This window comes from Bradyrhizobium sp. USDA 4454, assembly GCF_054822705.1.
The window spans coordinates 4,274,386-4,294,694 of record NZ_JBTRCN010000001.1; the positions used below are offsets into that span (position 1 = coordinate 4,274,386).

At 64.1% G+C, this 20,309-nt stretch carries 25 protein-coding genes and 2 tRNA genes; 11 read left to right on the forward strand and 16 right to left on the reverse strand.

The genetic code is table 11. The features are described from left to right. The first annotated feature begins 7 nt into the window (after positions 1-7). Positions 8-1,477 carry a SagB/ThcOx family dehydrogenase gene (locus ACVIW0_RS20085; protein ID WP_461353887.1) on the forward strand — a complete coding sequence of 490 codons (1,470 nt, stop codon included), beginning with the start codon at positions 8-10 and terminating at the stop codon, positions 1,475-1,477. 42 nt (positions 1,478-1,519) lie between these two features. On the opposite strand, the gene ACVIW0_RS20090 is transcribed toward ACVIW0_RS20085, so the two are convergent. Beyond that, the gene (locus ACVIW0_RS20090) at positions 1,520-3,340 is read right to left on the reverse strand and encodes a carbamoyltransferase family protein (protein ID WP_461353888.1); all 1,821 of its coding nucleotides are present in this window, start codon (positions 3,338-3,340) and stop codon (positions 1,520-1,522) included. A gap of 365 nt (positions 3,341-3,705) precedes the next feature. Here ACVIW0_RS20090 and ACVIW0_RS20095 point away from each other — a divergent pair, with 365 nt between their 5' ends. Next, a complete protein-coding gene (locus ACVIW0_RS20095; RefSeq protein ID WP_461353889.1) occupies positions 3,706-3,969 on the forward strand; it encodes a hypothetical protein in 264 nt (87 codons plus the stop codon). A 556-nt stretch (positions 3,970-4,525) separates the two neighbouring features. Here ACVIW0_RS20095 and ACVIW0_RS20100 read toward each other — a convergent pair. The 5 genes from ACVIW0_RS20100 to ACVIW0_RS20120 all read right to left on the reverse strand — a co-directional run bounded on the left by ACVIW0_RS20100 (position 4,526) and on the right by ACVIW0_RS20120 (position 8,071). Next, a complete protein-coding gene (locus tag ACVIW0_RS20100) occupies positions 4,526-5,302 on the reverse strand; it encodes a cyclase family protein (protein WP_461353890.1) in 777 nt (258 codons plus the stop codon). Positions 5,303-5,638: 336 nt separating this feature from the next. After that, positions 5,639-5,715: transfer RNA gene (locus tag ACVIW0_RS20105), tRNA-Pro, on the reverse strand. Positions 5,716-5,835: 120 nt separating this feature from the next. Further along, entirely contained in the window at positions 5,836-6,309 is a 474-nt protein-coding gene (locus ACVIW0_RS20110; protein WP_461353891.1) for a DUF192 domain-containing protein, read from the reverse strand. 122 nt (positions 6,310-6,431) lie between these two features. Next, positions 6,432-7,094 (reverse strand): cold-shock protein, encoded by a 663-nt coding sequence (locus ACVIW0_RS20115; protein ID WP_461353892.1) that lies wholly within the window; start codon positions 7,092-7,094, stop codon positions 6,432-6,434. Positions 7,095-7,309: 215 nt separating this feature from the next. After that, positions 7,310-8,071, reverse strand: a complete 762-nt coding sequence (locus ACVIW0_RS20120; RefSeq protein WP_461353893.1) for an SIR2 family NAD-dependent protein deacylase — start codon at positions 8,069-8,071, stop codon at positions 7,310-7,312. 190 nt (positions 8,072-8,261) lie between these two features. Here ACVIW0_RS20120 and ACVIW0_RS20125 point away from each other — a divergent pair, with 190 nt between their 5' ends. Beyond that, entirely contained in the window at positions 8,262-8,423 is a 162-nt protein-coding gene (locus ACVIW0_RS20125; protein WP_461353894.1) for a hypothetical protein, read from the forward strand. Between the two features lie 102 nt (positions 8,424-8,525). Here ACVIW0_RS20125 and ACVIW0_RS20130 read toward each other — a convergent pair whose 3' ends face one another. From ACVIW0_RS20130 to ACVIW0_RS20140, 3 genes are all read right to left on the reverse strand, one after another. Next, positions 8,526-8,801 (reverse strand): hypothetical protein, encoded by a 276-nt coding sequence (locus ACVIW0_RS20130; RefSeq protein WP_461353895.1) that lies wholly within the window; start codon positions 8,799-8,801, stop codon positions 8,526-8,528. Positions 8,802-9,099: 298 nt separating this feature from the next. Next, a complete protein-coding gene (locus ACVIW0_RS20135) occupies positions 9,100-9,285 on the reverse strand; it encodes a hypothetical protein (protein WP_461357379.1) in 186 nt (61 codons plus the stop codon). 233 nt (positions 9,286-9,518) lie between these two features. After that, a complete protein-coding gene (locus tag ACVIW0_RS20140) occupies positions 9,519-9,866 on the reverse strand; it encodes a GrlR family regulatory protein (protein ID WP_461353896.1) in 348 nt (115 codons plus the stop codon). A gap of 164 nt (positions 9,867-10,030) precedes the next feature. Between ACVIW0_RS20140 and ACVIW0_RS20145 the strand changes: the two genes are divergently transcribed. The 4 genes from ACVIW0_RS20145 to ACVIW0_RS20160 all read left to right on the forward strand — a co-directional run bounded on the left by ACVIW0_RS20145 (position 10,031) and on the right by ACVIW0_RS20160 (position 12,601). Then, positions 10,031-10,204 (forward strand): hypothetical protein, encoded by a 174-nt coding sequence (locus ACVIW0_RS20145; RefSeq protein WP_461353897.1) that lies wholly within the window; start codon positions 10,031-10,033, stop codon positions 10,202-10,204. 125 nt (positions 10,205-10,329) lie between these two features. Beyond that, the gene (locus ACVIW0_RS20150; RefSeq protein WP_461353898.1) at positions 10,330-10,575 is read left to right on the forward strand and encodes a hypothetical protein; all 246 of its coding nucleotides are present in this window, start codon (positions 10,330-10,332) and stop codon (positions 10,573-10,575) included. Between the two features lie 583 nt (positions 10,576-11,158). Further along, positions 11,159-11,611 carry a VOC family protein gene (locus tag ACVIW0_RS20155; RefSeq protein ID WP_461353899.1) on the forward strand — a complete coding sequence of 151 codons (453 nt, stop codon included), beginning with the start codon at positions 11,159-11,161 and terminating at the stop codon, positions 11,609-11,611. Between the two features lie 348 nt (positions 11,612-11,959). Then, positions 11,960-12,601, forward strand: a complete 642-nt coding sequence (locus tag ACVIW0_RS20160) for a glutathione S-transferase family protein (RefSeq protein ID WP_461353900.1) — start codon at positions 11,960-11,962, stop codon at positions 12,599-12,601. 18 nt (positions 12,602-12,619) lie between these two features. Here ACVIW0_RS20160 and ACVIW0_RS20165 read toward each other — a convergent pair whose 3' ends face one another. The 5 genes from ACVIW0_RS20165 to ACVIW0_RS20185 all read right to left on the reverse strand — a co-directional run bounded on the left by ACVIW0_RS20165 (position 12,620) and on the right by ACVIW0_RS20185 (position 14,225). Further along, positions 12,620-12,865, reverse strand: coding sequence for a hypothetical protein (locus ACVIW0_RS20165; RefSeq protein WP_461353901.1), 246 nt, complete (start codon positions 12,863-12,865; stop codon positions 12,620-12,622). A 31-nt stretch (positions 12,866-12,896) separates the two neighbouring features. Next, complete coding sequence (locus ACVIW0_RS20170) at positions 12,897-13,154, reverse strand: PilZ domain-containing protein (RefSeq protein ID WP_461353902.1); 258 nt, start codon at positions 13,152-13,154, stop codon at positions 12,897-12,899. A gap of 170 nt (positions 13,155-13,324) precedes the next feature. Next, positions 13,325-13,399 (reverse strand) — tRNA-Glu (locus ACVIW0_RS20175). 156 nt (positions 13,400-13,555) lie between these two features. Next, positions 13,556-13,705: a hypothetical protein gene (locus tag ACVIW0_RS20180; RefSeq protein WP_461353903.1), complete on the reverse strand. Its 150-nt coding sequence runs from the start codon at positions 13,703-13,705 to the stop codon at positions 13,556-13,558. 196 nt (positions 13,706-13,901) lie between these two features. After that, a complete protein-coding gene (locus ACVIW0_RS20185) occupies positions 13,902-14,225 on the reverse strand; it encodes a hypothetical protein (RefSeq protein ID WP_461353904.1) in 324 nt (107 codons plus the stop codon). 184 nt (positions 14,226-14,409) lie between these two features. Here ACVIW0_RS20185 and ACVIW0_RS20190 point away from each other — a divergent pair, with 184 nt between their 5' ends. After that, entirely contained in the window at positions 14,410-15,642 is a 1,233-nt protein-coding gene (locus ACVIW0_RS20190) for a hydantoinase/carbamoylase family amidase (RefSeq protein ID WP_461353905.1), read from the forward strand. Positions 15,643-15,649: 7 nt separating this feature from the next. Here ACVIW0_RS20190 and ACVIW0_RS20195 read toward each other — a convergent pair whose 3' ends face one another. After that, positions 15,650-16,555 carry a sulfite exporter TauE/SafE family protein gene (locus ACVIW0_RS20195; RefSeq protein WP_461353906.1) on the reverse strand — a complete coding sequence of 302 codons (906 nt, stop codon included), beginning with the start codon at positions 16,553-16,555 and terminating at the stop codon, positions 15,650-15,652. Between the two features lie 422 nt (positions 16,556-16,977). On the opposite strand from ACVIW0_RS20195, the gene ACVIW0_RS20200 reads away from it, so the two are divergent. The 3 genes from ACVIW0_RS20200 (at position 16,978) to ACVIW0_RS20210 (ending at position 19,957) form a co-directional block, all read left to right on the forward strand. Beyond that, positions 16,978-18,015 carry a PrsW family glutamic-type intramembrane protease gene (locus tag ACVIW0_RS20200; protein WP_461353907.1) on the forward strand — a complete coding sequence of 346 codons (1,038 nt, stop codon included), beginning with the start codon at positions 16,978-16,980 and terminating at the stop codon, positions 18,013-18,015. Positions 18,016-18,063: 48 nt separating this feature from the next. Next, positions 18,064-18,636 (forward strand): HdeD family acid-resistance protein, encoded by a 573-nt coding sequence (locus ACVIW0_RS20205; protein ID WP_461353908.1) that lies wholly within the window; start codon positions 18,064-18,066, stop codon positions 18,634-18,636. Positions 18,637-18,871: 235 nt separating this feature from the next. Continuing rightward, the gene (locus ACVIW0_RS20210) at positions 18,872-19,957 is read left to right on the forward strand and encodes a 3-deoxy-7-phosphoheptulonate synthase (RefSeq protein ID WP_461353909.1); all 1,086 of its coding nucleotides are present in this window, start codon (positions 18,872-18,874) and stop codon (positions 19,955-19,957) included. Between the two features lie 66 nt (positions 19,958-20,023). Here ACVIW0_RS20210 and ACVIW0_RS20215 read toward each other — a convergent pair whose 3' ends face one another. Further along, complete coding sequence (locus ACVIW0_RS20215; protein ID WP_461353910.1) at positions 20,024-20,290, reverse strand: hypothetical protein; 267 nt, start codon at positions 20,288-20,290, stop codon at positions 20,024-20,026. Positions 20,291-20,309: the final 19 nt, after the last annotated feature.

Consider the following 20,309-nt stretch of genomic DNA (forward strand, 5'->3'; position numbering starts at 1 on the left):
TACCGGCGTGGCTGCGCCCAGGGACATGAACGAGAACAAGACATCGCGGGGCACGCCGCCGGCCCTTTTCGCCAGGCTCAACGCGCGCGTCGCGTTGCAGGCGCAAGCCGACGGCAGCATGGCGGCGCATTTCAACGACTATTCGGAGCCGCTGGGGACATTCAGCGCCGCCGCAATAAAGCGTGCACAGCAGCTGTCGGCCGGCTTGCCGCTGTCTGCCGCCGCGCCCGACGGCGACGCGGTCGAGCGCGACATCGAGCGCTTGCTCCGGCAATTGGCGCGCCGTGGCCTGCTGGAATACCGCCTTGGAGGCGCACGCGCCGACCGCGATCTGGTGGTGATCGAACCGCAGCTTCCGGATTATTGGCCGCGGACACCGAAGCTCACTGCCGCGACAACGGTCGTGCTGTCGCGCTTTGCCTATATGCGGCGACGCGGCGCAGAGATGGTGCTGGAATCACCCCGGGCCGGCGCGCTGTTCAGGATTCGTGACGCGGGGCTTGCAGCCCTGCTCACGACCCTCGCCACCCCGCACAAGATCAGCCAGATCCGGCGACAAGACAGCTATCCGGGACCAACTCTGCTCGCGCTCCTCCTGGATTGTCACATCCTTGTCGAGGCCGACGCGACCGACCGCAATACCCTGCGGCAGGCCGAAGGCGACGACGGCCTGGTGCTGTGGGATTTCCACGATCTGCTGTTCCACACCCGCAGCACCGAAGGCCGGCAGGCCAATCCGCTGGGCGGCCTCTATCGGCACACCGGGCTGATCGCGCCGCTTCCGGCGATCCGGCCGGCCTGGCCAGGCAAGACCATAAAGCTGCCGGCCTCCGACCGGACCGCCTCCACGCTCGAACAGCGGCTGCATGACCGACGCTCGACGCGGGATTTCGACGATCGCAAACCGATCACGCTGGCCGAGCTTGCGACATTCCTGAATAGCGTCGCGCGGGTCCGGGCGAAATGGAGCAGCCCGCTTGAGTTTGCCGACGACGGGCCCGAGATCGAATACACCAGCAGGCCGTATCCCGCAGCAGGCAGCGCCTACGAGCTCGAGCTCTATCTCGCGGTCGCCAATTGCGATGGCCTCACGCCTGGCCTCTATCATTACGACGCCGATGCGCACGCGTTGGCCGCCATCGACGTCCGCCCACAATACGTCGAGGCCATGATGCAAAGCGCGGCCTTCGCGATGGACGCATCGTCTCGACCTCAGATCCTGATCACGATCGCCGCGCGCTTCGGAAGGATCTCCTGGAAGTACAGCGCCATCGCGTATGCGCTGATCCTGAAGGACGTCGGCGTCCTGACCCAGACGCTGTATCTGGTGGCGACGGATTTGGGCCTCGGCGGCTGTGCGATCGGCACCGCCAATATCGACCTGTTCGCGAAAATGACCGGGCTCGACTTCCACGTCGAGGGGCCGGTCGGCCAGTTCGCGCTGGGGCGCGGCATCGCGCCATCCGCGCCCGCCTGATCCTCGATCGCCGCCACGACAACCTCGCTCGGAGCAACCTGATCAGCCTGCGCGGCTCGGATCCGGCGCGGCGGTGGCGGCAACGATGCTCGTGACATCGCCGAACGTAGTCATGACCGGCGCAACGACCTTGTGCATCGCGGTCTTCGACACCAGCGTGTCGTGCAGCACGAGGTTGTCGATCCCGGTGTTGAGGAAGCAGCTCACGGCATCCTCGGGCGTTTCGACGATCGGCTCGCCCTTGACGTTAAACGAGGTGTTGATCAGCACCGGCACGCCGGTCAGCGCCTCGAACTCCTTCAGCAGACGATAAAGCCTCGTGTTGGTTTCTTCCCGCACGCTCTGCACCCGCGCCGAGCCGTCGACATGCACGATCGCCGGGATCTTGTCGCGCCACTCCGGCCGCACCGGCTTTGCGATCAGCATGTAGGGCGAATCCTCCTCGCCGTCGAAAATCTCCCGCATGCGCTCGGCCAGCACGATCGGGGCGAACGGCCGGAACGCCTGCCGATGCTTGACGCGGCTGTTAAGGATGTCCTTCATCTCGGCCCTGCGCGGATCGGCGATCAGGCTGCGATTGCCGAGCGCGCGCGGACCGAATTCGGAACGGCCCTGGAACCAGCCGATCACGCGCTGGTCGGCGAGCAGCTTGGCGGTGTCGCGGCAGACATTGTCGCTGCGTTTCGCATCGACCTGGATGCGCACCAGGAAGCTTTGCAACGCGGCCGCGACCTCGGCATCGCTATAGGGCCGGCCGACATAGGCGTGGTCCATGACGAACGACCGGCGTTGCTTGAGGATTTCGAGCCAGCCGTAATAGGCGCAGCCGATCGCGACGCCATCGTCGCCGGCGGCGGGCTGGATCCAGATATTCTCGAAGCCTGCCTCGCGCGCGATACGCCCGTTGGCCACGCAGTTCAGCGCGACGCCGCCGGCCATGCAGAGGTTTTTCGCACCGGTGGTCTCGCGCAGCCAGCGCGCCCGCGCCAGCAGCACGTTCTCGGTGTCGTCCTGCACCCGCCAGGCGATGTCCTCCCAGTGCCGCATCGCAGGGCTCTGCTCCCAGCTGCCGCTGTCGAGCACGAAGGGTTGCCGGTTGTCATCGCCCCAGAACGGCACGTGCAGCCTGCCGTCCTTCATCTCGAGGAGATGGCCGACCTGCTCGCGGCGACCATAGGGCGCAAGCCCCATCAGCTCGCCGCACTTGTTCCAGTCGCCGAACACGTAGGTCGAGATCCGGCTGTACAGCGCCCCCAGGCCCGGCATGTTGTAGAATTCGTCCGACAGCAGACCGCGCGCCGGCTCCATGAAGACCTTCTTCAGGCATTCCAGACTGGTGTCGTCGAACCTGTAGTAGCTCTCGGACTCGCGGGCGAGCGGCGACGCGCCCTCCTGCGGATAGAACTCCATCGCGTCGGCCTGGTAGTTGCCGACGCCGTCGACGATCATCACCACACCGTCCTTGAACGGCGACACCGCGAACGCGCTGTAGGCATGCGCGAGGTGATGCGAGATCGACACCACCTTGTCGGACTTGGAACGAAACAGCGGATGCTTCATTGCCTCGTTGCGCTCGGCGATCGGCAGAAAGCCCGGCATGTCCTGGTGGAGCATCCGCTCCTCCATCTCGGGCACCGGCAGGATGTAGCTGTTGCGCACCACGAGATCGACGCCGTCGAGCGTGATGCCCTCGGCGGACAGGCAGTAGTCGACGACTTCCTTGTAGAAGCCGGAAGCGTGCTTCTCGCGGGTGATGCGCTCCTTGGAGATCGCATAGGCGATCGCGCCGTCGCGCAGCAGGCAGGCGCTCACGTCATGGTCGTAGACGTTGAGACCCAGGACATAGGTGTGTTGTTTCGGCATGGATACTCTTGGGCGGGCGATTTACTGGAGGCTCCGAAAGCACGATCGTGTCGACATCAAGTTATCGATACGCTTTTCTCGAGGTCTTCAAATTCCTGCTCTGCGGCCAACGATCAAATCACCGCAGATCATGATGAACAGAATGAACGGCGGATGAACGGCAAGATGAACACCGCGGCCTGATCATATCTGCAAATGGGACGGTAACTTGACCTGATGTGTCGACCTGAATAGTGTCCGCAAAATCCGCAAGAACCTTAGTGAAAATATTGTCTTAGGATGCTCGAACCAACGATCGGTCTCGCGCGTTCAAGCGAGACAGCCAGCATCGGTTCTGATGTTGGAAGTGAGTGGAGATCTCTGGAATGACTAAGCGCTACAATATCCTGACTCGTTGCCTTGCAGCGGTCGCTTTGTTGTTCGTCTATGTCGCAAGCACCTCTGCCATCCTGGTCGGCGCCACCACGTCGTCTGCGCAAGCGCAATGGCGTGGACGCGGCTACTGGGGCCGCGGCCGCGGATGGGGCTATGGTCGCGGATATTATGGCCGTGGCTATGGCTACTACGGCGGTTATGTCGGTCCCCGTTGCTGGTGGACCCCGCGTGGCGTTCGCGTTTGCCGGTACTGACGACCGCCGACACAGGCGATGTGAAGGCAAAGATCAGGTGCGTCGGTTTCGGCGCACCTGATTTTCTTTTGCGGCCCGCCTTAGGGGTGGCACGCAAGAAAGAGCCCCGGGAGACGCGCCGGGGCTCTAGTCACGGGAGAAAACGCTTCAGAAAATCGAGACGCGAGGACGAGCCGCCGGCCCGATCACCCAATGCATCTACGACGTGCATCAGAACAGATTGATCTGCCTCTGGCTGTAGCCATCCCGCAACAATCGAGCGGAATGAACAGTCTGTCCACCGGTTCCCGGGCCCATTCAAGAATGCCCACAGCGTAAATCGGGATGAGTTTTGGTTGAATCGGCTCGGCGCGCGGTCTCGGTTCACCCCTCCCCCGCCGGGGAGAGGTCGGATTGCGCCTGACGATGCGAAGCATCGTCCGGTGCAATCCGGGTGAGGGCTCTTGCTCCCTCGATAGACCGTAACCCCTCACCCGATTTGCTGCGCAAATCGACCTCTCCCAAGGGAGAGGTGAACTTTCGACGCCGCTCCCGCTCAACCAAATCTCATCATGCTTTAGCCGTCGAGGATTGCGACCGCCCTCGTCCACCCCGCCGAGGCACGCTCGATCTTCACCGGGAAGCACGACACCGTGAACCCGGTCGAGGGCAGCTGCTCGAGGTTGTGCAGCTTCTCGATATGACAGTAGCCGATGTGCCGCCCGGCCTTGTGGCCTTCCCAGATCAGGCTGGCGTCCTTCGTCTCTGCATATCGCTTTGCGGTGAAAACGAACGGCGCGTCCCAGCTCCAGCCATCGATGCCGGTCAGGCGCACGCCGCGCTCGAGCAGATACATCGTCGCCTCATAGCCCATGCCGCAACCCGAATTGACGTAGTCGGATTGGCCGTATTTCGCGCCGGCACTGGTGTTGACGACGACGATCTCGAGCGGCGACAGGGTGTGACCGATGCGCTTCAGCTCGGCTTCGACATCGCCGGCGGTCGCGACGTAACCGTCTGGCAGATGCCGGAAGTCGAGCTTCACGCCCGGCTGGAAGCACCATTCCAGCGGCACCTCGTCGATGGTCCAGGACCGCTCGCCGCGGTTCATGGTCGGATGGAAATGCCAGGGCGCATCGAGATGGGTGCCGTTGTGGGTGGAGAGCGAGACCTGCTCGACCGCCCAGCCCTGCCCGTCAGGCAAATCAGCAGCCTTCAATCCGTCGAAGAACTGCAGCATGCGCGGCAGCCCCTGCTGGTGGTCGATATACTGGATGGTCGGATGATTGCCGGGCGGATCGGCCGGAACGTCGTTCTGCAGCGGAACCGAGATATCGATCAGTCTGCGCGCCATGGTGACTCCTCGCGGATTGGTCTTGTCAGGCCCACCCACCCTGCCAGCACGCGCGCATGATCGGCAAGCCACATCCGGCCGCGTTCTCAGCCCGTGATCTCCGGCGGCGGACTGCGACAAGGCGGCGCAATTTTGAACCTATCCCCTGTCCGGACGACTCATTGGCACTGGGGATTTCAGGGCCCAGTATTTCGACGGCGCCGCCTGGGCGAACATATTCCGTCCAGGCGGCGTTGTTGCGTCGGTCCGGATGATCTCGATCAAAGCTGTGTCCGCCCGGTCTCGCGCGACCGGCCGCGGCACAGCGTTGCGATGAAGCCTCGGGATGGGATGGGATGGTCGGGGCAGCTGGATTCGAACCAACGACCTGCAGTACCCAAAACTGCCGCGCTACCAGGCTGCGCTATACCCCGACATTTCCGAGAAGCCCCGTGGATACACGCTTCAGCCGGCGCCAGCAAGGCGCCGATGCTGGGCTTGCTGCTGCGACATCGGCAGCGGTTTCGGTCCGGAAATCGCGCAGAAATGGGCGGCTAGCGGCCGCCGAACAGCGGATGGCCGACCCGGTCGCCGGGCTGGATACCGTATTTCTGCGCGGTGCCGGCAATCACCTCGAGCACGCCCTTGGCGAGCCCCCGCGACGGAATGATCTTGGTCGACAGCGGCTCGGTGTTCTCGGCAATCCGTAGGATGCGCCCGTCGGCGCGAATGAAGATCATGTCGAGCGAGATGTAGGTGTTCTTCATCCACATCGACACTTCCTGCTCCGGGGTGAAGTCGAACAGCATGCCTTTGCCGTCCGCGAGCTCCTTCCGGTACATCAGGCCGGTCTCCTTCTCCTGCTCGGTGGTCGCCATCTCGACCGAGAAGACATGCACGCCCGACTTGGTGACGATCTCGAGCGGCTGGACGCTGGCGGCCCGCGCGGCGGGGGCCAGCAGCAGGCCGGCCATGATGGCAAGGCAAGCCATCAGCCACAGCCGACCAACACTACGAACGGAATTCATCGACAAATACTCGCACCGGGGAAGAATTTCCGGCGGACCCTAACCCGATGATTGCGGCAAATGCCAGAGCCGAGAGGCCTCGTCGGCGGCTCACGTTTGCGTCAGGGAGGCGGCTGACGGGCTCAGTGCGACGACAGCGCCGACGGGCCGGTCTCCGGGTGGATCTCGGCAGCCATCATGCCCTTGGAGCCGGGCCCGAATCGCACCAGCACATACTGGCCGGGGCGCAGCTCGGTCATGCCGAAGCGACGCAGCGTCTCCATATGCACGAAGATGTCGGGCGTGCCCTCGCCACACGTCACGAAGCCGAAGCCGCGCAGCCGATTGAACCACTTGACCTGCGCGCGCTCGAGCCCGCTGGTCGGGGTCACCGTGACGTGGGTGCGCGGCGGCAGCATCTGCGCCGGGTGAATCGCGGTCGATTCGTCCATCGAGACGATGCGGAAGGCCTGGTAGCCCTTGGCGCGCTGCACGCATTCGACGACGAGGCGCGCGCCCTCATAGGCGGTCTGATAGCCATCGCGCCGCAGCACCGTCACGTGCAGCAGAATGTCGGGCCAGCCATTGTCGGGGACGATGAAGCCGTATCCCTTCGATGCGTCGAACCATTTGATGACGCCGGAGACTTCAACGAGATTGGCCGCGGCGTCGCCGAGACCGGAGAAGGCATCCATCGCCGGATCGCGCGGTGCGCTGCCATACTCGCCTTGTGCAATCCGACTTTGCCCAACTCCGCCGCTCGGCGGCCCGCCGAGCTTCTTGGACTCAAATCCGTCCGACCCCATGACCCCGGACTCCACACATCAAAATGCAGATCGCCGACGTTGCGGCGCATCCTGTACGCGCTGCTCTCCGTGACCAACTTACTTGGACAACTCACCTGGACGCGGCGCGAATCTCTCAACCAAAAGATAACACTCCCGCTTGCCGGGCATAGCTAAAAAAACGATTCTTGCGGGAACTATGAACAGGCTTGCACAGCCCGCGAATCAATCGGGCATCAATTGCCTACGAAAGGACCAAGCGCATCGCCGATGTCGTGGCGGATCACCAGATCGGCGATGTCGTCCTGATCGGTCGGCTCGTTGTTGATGATCACGAGCCGCGCGCCGCTTTCCTTCGCCATCATCGGAAAGCCTGCGGCGGGCCACACCACCAGCGATGACCCGATCGCCAGAAACAGATCGCACTGCCGGGCGAGTTCCGCGGCGCGGCGCATCGCATCCTCGGGCATCGATTGCCCGAACGAGATCGTCGCGGTCTTCACGGGGTCGCCGCAGTCCGCGCAGTCGGGCGCGCTGCCGGTCTTGTCGAAGCGCTGCTTCACCCACGACAGGTCGTAGTCCTTGCTGCAACCGATGCAGCGGGCGTAGGTCGTGTTGCCATGCAGCTCGATCACGTCGTCGGCCTTGAAGCCCGAGGCCTGATGCAGGTTGTCGATGTTCTGCGTGATGATGCCGGGAACCTTGCCAGCCCGGTAGAGCGAGGCCAGCGCGCGATGCCCGCGACCGGGCTTGGCCGCGGCGAACGTCGGTTCCATTGCGAAGCGGCGACGCCACGACTCGTCGCGCGCCTCCTGGCTCGCGACGAACTCGTCGAACGGGATCGGCCGGTTGCGGGTCCACAGCCCGCCGGGCGAGCGGAAATCGGGGATGCCGCATTCGGTGGAGATGCCCGCCCCGGTGAAAGGCACGATCGACGATGCCTCGGCAATCATGTTGCCGAGCTGCTCGACGCCGTTGCGCAAGTCCTTTGCGATCACTGAAAACGATCCGGTTGGCCAGCCCGACTATAGCACGGTCGGGCCGGTTGCGCTCGATCGCGACGCAGGCGATCGGGCCCGCGCCCGCCGCCTCAGCATCATCACATTCCTGCACGGCCTGCTCCGCATTGACGCCCGATTCACCGACGCCAATGCGCGCGGGATAGGACCACGACGACGAGGATGGGCAATGACAGATCTGGAAGAGCGCGTCGCGCGCGAGCGCGAGGAAATCGTCGCACGCATTGCAAGCTTCCGGGCGACGCAGCAGAAGTTCGAGCGCGACCGCCAGGAATATTACGACAATACGCTCGGCAATGTCTGGAGCGGATTGCAGCGCAAGCGCGCCTGATGCCCTTTGCTCGCTCACCGGACGGTCGATGCGAGCGTCCTCTCCGCCATCATGAGGCGCCGTTGAAAAAGCCCGGAGCGATGTGCTCCGGGCTCGTCGCCATTACCAGTAATGGCGGTAGTAGTGGTGCCGATAATACGGACCGCGGTAGTAGGCGTATCCGTCATCGTAATAGCCGTAGCGCGGGCCGTAATAGCCGTAGGCGGGCCCGTAGTAATAGTGCGGGCCGTAATAGGCGCCGGCCGCGCCCGCGGCGAGTGCGCCGGCGGCCAGACCGAAAGCCAGGCCCGGACCGATGCCGCGTGCCTGCGCCGGCGCGCTGACCATCGTTGCGCCAACCGTCGCAACCGTCGCCAGGATTGCCAATGTCTTTTTCATCGCAACCTCCTCGCTTAAGTTCGCGAGATTAACGCGGGCGCGATGGGATGGTTGCAACTAGGCCCGGTGCGGAGCGGCTGTTCCGGTTCCGCACCATGCGATCGCGCGCGCGGGAACAAAAACACAACCTCAGGGATTAGCTGTCACATGAGCGAGGTTGGCATCGATGCCGGCGTGGATGGAACTGCTGCTGAATGTGATGGCCTTTGCCGGTTTCATCGGCATCGCCATGTATCACAAGCACCCGAACGGGAAGCTGCCGGATTGAGCGTCGGGGGCACCGGGCCGCGGCGCCTTGTCAATTCGCCTTGCGCGCTTCTCCCGCCGTGCGGACCAGCCGGTCTGCCTTGACCAGAACGTTGCCACCCTCAGGCTGCGGCCGCAGCCAGAAGCTGATCGCCACAAAGGCTGCGCAGAACAGCAGGCCCACCACCATGACACGCCGGTGGGTTGGTCGGTCAGCGCTATGGAACGATGGCATCATGGCGGTCACCTGCAACCATCCCTAGCGCAATCGCAGGTGGTGACAACGCGATGTTGCCCTTAACCTAACTCGGTAGGGTTAGCGGTGGCCCGGTAATGATGGCTCGATCGACTGCACACCGCGAATCCACAGAATATCCCTGCTTGTCCGCAGCAAATCCACAGCAGCTCCGGGTCGATTTGCGCAACGGGCTTCAACACTTGCTGCGCACCCGTCCACAGGCCTCGCGCCCATCAGGCGACCGCCAGCCATTTCAGGGTTGCCCGGAAGCCGAGGCTGCGGGTTCCAACCAGCACGGTGCCGAACACTTCGGCCTGGTCGCCGCTGAAGGTGCCGGAGAAGCCGCTCGTCACCTCGTGGCCTGCGAACAGCGGCCGCGTGAACGGGTCAGGTAACGGCGTATGCTGGTTGGTGCTGAGATGCCCCTTCCAGGTCCCCTCGCCGACCGTATAGGCGCCGATCGACCAGAAATACGGCCCGCCGCCGATCAGCAACCCGTCGCGCAGGATCAAGACACCGCTGTCGCGGCCCCGCACACCGTCCGTCATGTGGATGTGGATCGAATAGAGCCCATTCCTCATCGATCACGCTACCGGTCCCGAAAGCGGCAGTATGGCGCCAACCCTGGCCGCAGGCGAGCGGGCCGATGCCGCCGGAGTGCCGATTCGGGCCGAAAAGCCCGGATCCGGCACTTACAAATCGTTAAGAAAGCCCTGACAAGGTCGGCTGCCGGAGGGAGAGAGCCATGCTCATTTACCCCGTACCTGCCGAAGTGACGCAAGCCCGGGTGCAGCTCGTTCTCGATCAGACGGCGAAGGAGCAGCCGCGTATCATCAGCGAGGACGTGCTCGACGTGTTCGCCGCCAAGAACAAGGCCGACCGCGACGTCATCGAGAGCATTCTCGACATCAAGGTGTGAGGGGCGCCGACGGCAACAGCCGCGCCGAGCGCCCGGAGGTCGCGGCTCGTCCCGCTCCGGTCGATGCGATCAAGAGGAACTACTCGACCGCGTGCCGGTCATCCTGGTGACGCCAGGAGACATTCATGTACAAGCCAATCGTCGTCACCCTCCTCTCCCTGATCTGCAGCGCCGCCTTTGCCCAGAATACGGGTCCCGCCCCGCAAAGCGGCATGGAGCGGCCCGAAAATACCAATGGAGCCACTCCGCGGGGCTCGATGGACACCACGGGCATGGATACAAAACGGGCCAATGAATCCGAGACGAAGGACACGGCGGGTGGCGCGACCGAAGCCTCAAAAGCCGGCACCAAGGGGCCGAAGCCGAATTGATCGCGAGATATCGAGACGAGATATCAAGACCTGGGTGGTGGTAGGCGCCCTTGCGGCTTTGGCACCGCGTATCCCATGCGACGTCTTTGAACCTTTTGCCAGTCCCCAAGACTCATTCGCACTGGGGATTTCAGGGCCCAGTATCCGGCACAGCGCTGTGGGACGAAGATATTCCGTCTACGCGGCGCTGTTGCATTTTACGAATTCAACCTTAAGTTTGATCCCCAACAGTTGACGGCTCACGCCCTGAGAGATCCCCAGTCCGTCAGCTGGGAAAGCCCCGCATCCAGCCTGCGGGGCTTTCTATTTTGCGGACCCGGGAACCTGCCGCCCGTGCGGTTTTGCTTTTTGGAGGATGTCCAACCTCGCGCGTCCTTGATTGGCCGTGATGACCATTCGATGAGATAGAGGCGCGGCCTCCAAGGCTCGACCACGAAAGCCCTGTCCCGGATTTTTCCCGGGCGGGGCTTTCTCATATCGCGTGCTGTGCAAAATCCCTGCCCCGTGTCGCATTTTGCTGCTAATTCTTGGCCCGTCTCGCCCGAGCCCAAACAAAATCTCTGAATCTCTCAGGAGGATAAAAATGCGCTATCTGCACACCATGCTGCGCGTCCGCAATCTCGATGTCGCAATGAAGTTTTATCAGGACGCGCTCGGGCTGAAGGAAGTGCGCCGCATCGACAATGACAAGGGCCGCTTCACGCTGGTGTTTCTCTGCGCGGACGAAGACCTTCACCTCCTCAAATCGCTGCCGCAAACCCGCGGCGCACCGCTGGTTGAATTGACCTACAATTGGGACGAGGAGAAATACGGCGAGGACCGCTATTTCGGCCACCTCGCCTATGAGGTCGACGACATCTACGCGACCTGCGAGAGGCTGATGAAGATGGGCGTCACCATCAATCGTCCGCCGCGCGACGGCAACATGGCGTTCGTGCGTTCGCCCGACCTGCACTCGATCGAGATCCTGCAGAAGGGCGATCCGAAGGCACCGGCCGAACCGTGGGCGTCGATGCCCAATACCGGTCACTGGTAAACCCCGCGTCCGCACGCTTGGTTCCCGTGCGCTTTCCCGCGGCAATGCGCGGCGATCGTTAGGAACGTGAGCCGACCGTTGACGTTGCCTACCCACAAGAGGATGCGAGGAGGCAACGGAGATGGGACGAGGAATTTTGCTTTGGCTGTTGGGCGTGCCGATTCCGGTGATCATCGTGCTGTGGTTGTTGTTCGGTCACTGACGGAGCTTTGACGCGTGCATATCGAGGAGGCTCTGCCGCAATGCGGCGGAGCCTCCTTTTTGTTCTCGGTGCAATTCAGCCCGCGCTTTTTCGTGAGGCTTCGGCTAAGAACGCGCGCAAAGCACAACAGCGGGAAGAAACGCGAAATGGAGAGCAAGCCGCAACTGACGATCTGGGGCCGGGCCAATTCGGTCAATGTGCAGAAGGTGCTCTGGTGTCTCGCCGAGCTCGACCTGCCCTATCGGCGCATCGACGCCGGCATGCAGTTCGGCAATAACGATCAGCCCGATTATCTCGCGATGAATCCGAACGGCCGGGTTCCGACCCTGGTCGACGGCGACTATGTGCTGTGGGAATCCAATTCGGTGATGCGCTATCTCTGCATGGCCTATGGCCAGCACTCGCCGATCTATCCGCAGTCGCCGAAGGCGCGCGCCGCCGTCGACCGCTGGCTCGACTGGACGCTGTCGACGCTGCAGCCGGTCGACCGTCCGGTGTTCTGGGGACTGGTGCGCACCCCGCCGGAGAAGCGCGACATGGTCCAGATCCAGCAGGCCGCCGATGCCGAGGGCGAGGTGTGGCGCGTCGCCGAGGCGCAGCTCGCAAGCCGCCGCTTCATCGAGGGCGATCAGTTCACCATCGCCGACATCGCGCTCGGCGCCTTCGCGCGACGCTGGTTTGGCGTCGAGGGCGTCACCAAACCGAGGCTGCTGCATCTCGAACGCTGGTTCGGCGAGATCGCGCAGCGGCCCGCCTTCGTGCAAATCGTCGCGCCGCCGATGTCGTGAGCGCGGCCGCCAGGCCGCTCAGCGCCCGCTCGACATCATGCCGCCTTCGACACTGATGCCGCCGCCGAGCTTCACGCAGGTGTCGCTGCCCTCGACCTTGACGAAGCCCGGTCCGTACGACGCGCACGGATTGCTCCGCGTCATCGATTTCGACGGCAAGGTTTTCCCGGCATCGGACGGCGTCTGGAAATAGCGGCGGTCGCCCTGCTGCGCCAATGCGGCAGCGGGAAGCAGGAAGGCGATGACGAGGCAGGCTTTGCGCATCCGGCCTTTTATCCCGCGCAGCCTTTTGAGACTAGCGCACGAATTTGACGCCGAACGTCTTGCCTTCGCGCCACACCACCTCGCAGGCGCGCCCGGTGCGGGCATCGCGCGAAAACGCCAGCTTTAGCTTGGCCGGCAGCGTGTTGTTGTCCTGGACGGTGATTTTCGCGCCCGACGAGGACATGTCCTCGATTACGCAAGGCCGCGCCGCGAATCCGCCGTCGAGCGTGATCCAGCCGGACTGCCGCAGCGATTTGCGCACGTCGCGCTTCTTGGACCCTAACGCCATTCACATCATCCCCGGGGGCACACGCCTAGCGCCGGTGGCTTACCAAAGGGTTGCGGAAACGCGGCGGATTGCAGGGATTGCGGGGTTGTTCACACCGCCAGAAGACACGGCAGGGCAGCCCGCTCAAGGGACCGTCATTGCATTGGCGGGAATTTCGGGTTGGCGCGCAATGGCGCTCCCTAGCGGAATCGAACCGCTCTCTCCACCGTGAAAGGGTGGCGTCCTAACCGATAGACGAAGGGAGCAAACTTCCGGCAAATCAATGCGTTAGACGTGAGATGGGCCGGACCGGCCGCAGCCTTCAACGGCCGCGACGGGCGAACGTATAGTGGCGATTGGCCGGGCGGGCAAGCGTCGAGACGCGCTTTTCCCGGATTGCCCCCTGGTGGCCGCCGGAGGGGCTACCTGCAGGACAATCCGGCCTCGATCGAGGTCCAGAAGCCGCAATGCAGCGGGGCATGGGCATGGGCCCGCGAACCGCCGACGTGAACCAGGATGGCGGCGGCAAGCGCGAGGACGACGGCGGGAACAATGAATCTACGGATCGACATGGGCCTGCGCATCAACCGACTTCATGGCCTAACTAAGGCCTGCCGGACGGCAGCCGCGCGCTCGGCGCCGGCGCTAGAGCATGATCCGGATAAGTAGAAACCGGTTTTCCCTCGCGACAAGCGCCAAAGGCGTTTGCGCGGAGATCATGCTCAAGAGATGAGATCATGATGCGTTGCCGTGGAAACGCATCATGATCTAGTGATTGCTGGCGACGTCCTGGCGATTGGTTGGCTGCGCCGCCGCCACTGCCGGCGTCTGCTTGATGCAGGTGCTGCAGATCACGAGCTTGCGCGCGAGCCGATCGTCGGCATCCGCATCCGATAGCTGCGTCTCCGGCACGGCAGGTGACGCGTTGCGCGCATGGCGCCGCGGCTGCGGCAGGTTCGGGTCCCGTCCGGCACCGTCCCAGGCCAGCGGACCCGGACCGGGCGGCGGCGCGGTCATGCTGTATTGCTGCGCAACCTGCGCGCAGGCGCCGAGGGCGATCGGAAGAAACAACACGGCGGCCTTGCGGGCCAAGTTCCGGAATCCAGACATGATCACACTCACACGCTATTCGTACTGCGACATTCGTACTGCGACCTAAGAGCAGAACCGCTAAGAAATCGTTCACCCTGATTGTTCCGTCGCATCCAACCGCGACGGCATCAAGACGGGATTGCGGCGCCAACACGTAATCAAAACGCTCATCCGGAGTCCTCTCATGCCAGGCACCAACGATCGCTTCGACGGCAAGCGCGTGCTCGCCGATCTCAACGCGCTGCGCGCGATCGGCGCCTACAAGACCGGCGTGCACAAGCCGACCTTCTCCGAGCCGCATCTGCGCTCGCTCGACTGGCTCGCCGGCCGCCTGCCCGACGCCGGCCTCACGGCGACGATCGACGGCATCGGCAATGTGCTCGGCACGAGCGAAAAGGCGGGAGCAAAACTGCTCGCCGGCTCGCATCTGGAGAGCCAGAACCATGCGGGCTGGCTCGATGGCCCGCTCGGCGTGATCTACGCGCTCGAAGCCGCGCGCGTGATCAATCCCGATCCGGAGATTCGCGGCGCGGTCGAGGTCGCCGCGTGGTGCGACGAGGAAGGACATTTCGGCAGTTTCCTCGGCAGCCGATCCTTTGTCGGCGCCGCCACCGAAGCCGATATCGACGCGGCGCGCGACCGCTCCAGCAGCCGCAGCATGCGACAGGCGTTGCAGGATGCCGGCTTCGCCGGCCGCCCGCGCCTCACCGCTCAGGCCGGCCGCCATATCGGCTATCTCGAAGCCCATATCGAGCAAGGCGACACGTTGGAGAGCAGCGGGCTCAAGATCGGTATCGTCACCTCGATCGTCGGCATCTGGCAATATCGCATCACCTTCACCGGCGCGCAGAACCATGCCGGCACCACGCGGATGGCGGTGCGCAAGGATGCGGGACTGGCGCTGGCGCGGTTCTGCGTCGCGATCGACGACAGCTTCCCTGCCCTGTGCGGCCCGCGCACGGTGTGGACCACCGGCCGCATCACGCTGGATCCGGGCGCGCCGAGCGTCATCCCCGGTGCCGCCGAGATGCTGTTCCAGGTCCGCGACGACAATCCCGAGGTGGTCGCGCGTCTCGAGCAGCATCTGCATCGCATGGCGGACGAGGTCACCGCGCAAGGCCGTTGCAGCGTGAAGGTCGAGCGCATCCGTACCGGCGTGCCCGCGACAATGACGCCCGCTTTCCAGGATGCGATCGAGGCCGCGAGCGCAGCCTGCGCCGGCGGCAAATCGATCCGGATGCCGAGCGGCGCCGGCCATGACGCCCAGGTGCTCGCCACCGTCATGCCGGCGGCGATGCTGTTCGTGCCGTCGATCGGCGGCATCAGCCATCATTGGAGCGAGAACACCGCCGACGCCGACATCGTCACAGGGGCCGAGGTGTTCGTCGAAACCTGCCGGCGCCTGCTGGCAGGTTGAGGCGCCGTCAGCTCGGACCGCTTCTGTTGCCGGATCGCAGCGAAGCCAGCGCGTGCGAGCCCTGCGCGGTGCCTCGCCGCGCAGTGAAAAAAACATACAGCAGGCAGACGTCGATCAGGATCGTGCCGGCCATCACGCTGTAGGCCCACGGACTGGCGATCAGCTCCACTTCGATCAACACGCGCGACAGGCCGAAGCCCACGACCCAGGCATCGAAGCTCATGCAGATCCGGCGAAACGTCTCGGCATCCAGCCGCCGGATCAGCCAGGCGCCGAGCGGGATGCCGACGACAACGCAGGGAACCAGCACGAACAGGATGCTTCGGCTCTCGTCGATGAACAGGCCGAGCTTGTAGTACGCGATCGCCGTCAGACTGGATTCTGCCACCCGGACCAGCGCGAGCCCAGCCCGGAACTCATCTTTGACGAGGCCCTGATTGTTGAACAGGATCGCGAGCGGCGGTCCCGAGATGGTCGTGACCGAGTACAGGATCCCAAGCGTCGTTCCAAAGGGCAGACCGACCAGCCATTTCGACCGGATCGGCCTTCGCCAACCGGCCGCCTGCAACAGGATCAATGGCAGAATGATCGAGTAGGTGGCGAATTTGGTCCAGCCGGGTTGCAGCGATGTCAGCGCAAAGGCGCCGATTGCGATACCTGGCAACAGCCCGATCAGGATCGGCACGACGCGCCGCCACACCGCCGGCACGCCGCTCAGATTGATGCACAGAACATACAAATTAACGAAGACTTCGACGATGACAACCGCGGGGTTGAGGACTCGGTTGGTGTAGAAGACAAGCGCGACCGGCACGGTGAGCGAGGAAAACCCGTAACCCAACGCACCGTTCACAAAGGCCGCAAACAGAGCGATCACGGCAAGAACGATCACAGCAGAATCAATCGAAGGCATCTTTGGCTTTTACCGGATCAGTCGCTTTGCCTGCGGCATTATAGCCTAACGTAATCGCCTCCGTGCCTGAACTTGCGGCCATCGGGTTTTGCAAAGCACCCGCGCTCGCGGTGACGACAGATCGCGCCACCTCACGGAGCGTTGAAAGCTCTGCGCGGGGAGCGCCGCACGAAGCCTTGATGGAGCCTCGATGATGCCTTCGCCTACAGGAACCGGATAGCTTGCAGCCCGCCCCAGCTCTGACCGCGCCTGCAACAACGGGCTTGCGGCGCACTTTCGCGGGCGCCGTGGCATATTGGACACGAGAATGGCCCCGGCCGAACCAATTCTCCTCGCCGTCCGATTTGCAATCCGCTGAACTTGCTGCCATTTCTTGGGTATGCGCATCGCTGTGATGCCCAATGAAGGGGCCCATCCGGCTCATGTTGTTGCTTGAGTCGCTTCCAACGGTCATTGGCGCCGCCGCCATTGCTCCCGCACTGCTGGTGTTGTGGCTCGTCATCGCAGCCGACGAGCGCCCCGGGCCGCCGGTGCAGGTGTGGCTCGCCTTCGTGCTCGGCGCGGCCAGCATCTCGCTGCTCGGCCTGGCGCGCATTCCGTTCAATGCGCTGCTCGCCATTCCCGACAATCCCTGGGCGACGCAGGCGGTGCGCGCGCTGTTCGGCGTCGCGGCACCAGAGGAGATCGTCAAGGTTCTCGTCATCGTCGTCATCTCGACGCGGCGCCGCGCCTTCGCCGACCCGATGGATACGGTGGTCTATGGCGCGGCTGCCGGGCTCGGCTTTGCCGCCTATGAGAACCTCGCCTATCTGGTCCAGCACAAGGACATGTGGCGCGCGCTCGCGGCGTTGCGCAGCGTGCTCACCGTGCCGTTCCACGGCGCGCTCGGGATCATCGCCGGCGCTTACCTCGCGATCGCGCGCTCCGGCGGCGCGCTTGGCGCCTATCGCGGCCACCGCGACTGGGCACGGATCACGAACTGGACGCTGGTGCTGGTCGCGCCGCTGCTGCTGCACGCGGCATTCGATTTTCCGCTGCTCGCGTTGCAACGCATGCCCGATCTCGGCTCGACCACGCGGCTGCTGCTCGGTTCGGCCAGCGTGCTGGTCGGCTTCTCCTCGATCGGTTTTGCGATCCGCCTGGTGCGCCGCCTCGGCAAGCATCACGCGCCGCGCACCGACGTCGCGCGCGAGCGGCTCAGCCAGCTCAGGCGGATGTGGGCGCTGCTCGTGGTCGGCGGCGGCACCGGCTTCGCCGGCGTCTGCTTCCTGCTCACCTCGTTGCATCATTGGTACGTCAATCCCGAGCGCAATGCGTCGTTCATCCTGGTGCCGATCGGCTTTACCTCGATCCTGATTGGCCTCGCGCTCCTGATCGCGACCGCCGCTGTCTACTTCCTCGGCCGCAACCGGATGCGCACCGCCGCGGAGGGCTTTCCGTCCGCGCCGAGCCAGGGCTAGGATACGCAGCACGCGCAGACGTTACGCGCGCAGATCGGGAGAGCCGCGATGACGTTGTCCAACGACCTCGACAGACTGCGATCGGAGATGCAGGCCGCCGTCAAGGCGCACTGGAAGGCGTTCCTGTTCGAAGGCATCCTGCTCGTGGTGCTCGGCATCGCGGCGATGATCGTGCCGGCCTTCGCCAGCCTCGCCGTCACCATCTTCCTCGGCTGGATGTTCCTGATCTCGGGCATCGGCGGGCTGATCGTGACGTTCTGGGCGCGCAACATGCCGGGCTTCTGGTGGTCGCTGATCTCGGCCGCGCTCGCCGTGCTGGCCGGCCTGGTGCTGCTCGCCCGTCCGATGCAGGGCGTGCTGACGCTGACCATCGTCATCGGCGCCTATTTCGTCGCCGAGGGCGTCGCCACAATCATGTACGCGCTGGAGCATCGCCGCGAATTGTCGGGACGCTGGTCCTGGCTGCTGATCGCGGGCCTGATGGACATCGTGATCGCCTTCTTCATCATCGCCGGCCTGCCGGAGTCGGCGGGCTGGGCGATCGGCCTGCTGGTCGGCCTCAACCTGATGTTCGGCGGAGCGACCCTGATCGGCATGGCGTTGGCGGCGCGCAACACCTGACGGCGAACCGCGGCGGGGTTGCATTTGGGGGATGACATCCCCAAATCCCTGCGCTATAGAGCCGCCCCATGATCACATCCGCCACCAGCTATTTTTGGTACTTTAGCTACGACAGCTCGCTGGCGGCAGGAGGATCGCGCTCAATCTGAAGAATTGCGCAAACGTCCAAAACAAGCCGCCAGACCTGGCGGCTTTTTTGTGTGCCGGCAGGTCCCAAAATCCAAAGGAGCCAGCCGTGCTGAGTACGACAGACGATCTTCGCATCAAGGAATTGAAAGAGCTGAGTACGCCCGATGAGGTGATGCGGGCGGTCCCGCGCACCCTGACGGCGACCCGCGTCGTGATGGGGGCCCGCAACGCCATCCACGCCATCCTCAACGGCACCGACGACCGCCTGCTGGTCGTGGTCGGCCCCTGCTCCATTCACGATCCCGCGGCGGCCGTCGAGTACGCCGAGCGCCTCGCCGGCCTGCGCGAGCAGCTCGCCGACCGCCTCGAGATCGTGATGCGGGTCTATTTCGAGAAGCCGCGCACCACCGTCGGCTGGAAGGGGCTGATCAATGATCCCGACCTCGATAACAGCTTCGACATCAACAAGGGCCTGCGGCTCGCCCGCAACGTGCTGTCGGCCGTGAACAACCTCGGCCTGCCGGCCGGCACCGAATTCCTCGACATGACGACGCCGCAATACATTGCCGATCTCGTGTCGTGGGCTGCGATCGGCGCGCGCACCACTGAGAGCCAGATCCATCGCGAGCTGGCGTCCGGCCTGTCCTGCCCGGTCGGCTTCAAGAACAGCACCGATGGTGGCGTGCGGATCGCGGCGGACGCGGTGAAATCGGCATCGCACCCGCATCACTTCATGGCGGTCACCAAGGGCGGCCGTTCGGCGATCGCCGCGACCAGCGGCAACGAGGATTGCCACGTCATCCTGCGCGGCGGCCGGGTGCCGAACTATGATGCCACAAGCGTTGATGCCGCCGCCGCCGAGCTCGGCCGCGCCGGCGTCGCGGCGCGGCTGATGATCGACACCAGCCACGCCAACTCGAGCAAGAAGCCGGAGAACCAGCCGCTGGTGGCGGCCGACATCGCGCAGCAGGTCGCCGGCGGCGAACAGCGCATCGTCGGCGTGATGGTCGAAAGCAATCTGGTCGCGGGACGCCAGGACGTCGTGCCGGGCAAGCCGCTGACCTACGGCCAGAGCATCACCGACGGCTGCATCGACCTCGCAACCACGGCTGACGTCTTGAAGCAGCTGGCCGATGCCGTCGACGCAAGGCGCCGCGTGCGGCGTGACGGCTTGCAGGAGCGTTCGGCCTGACGCGGCCGGACGGATTGAGCATGGCCGGCGGGGCGACTATCGCGCTCCGCCGGTCTCTTCCGTGGCTTAGCAGCCGCGGCAGATGCTCTTGATCTTCTTGTCGAGCGCCGCGTCTTCCTTGTTGGCTTGGCTGTTCGGATCGCTGATATTCTTTTCATTGGGAACGTCGCCGCGGCGCGGCTGACGATGTCCGATCGGCGCTTCCGGCACTCCCGAATTCTTCTGCATGGAGGACGATCCGCCCTGCTGCTGCGCCCAGGCCTGGGACGCTCCAAGCTGGGGCGCTCCCGCCGCAACCATCATCAGGGCCATCAACAACACTGTCTTCCGCATCTCGCGTCTCCGCTTCTCA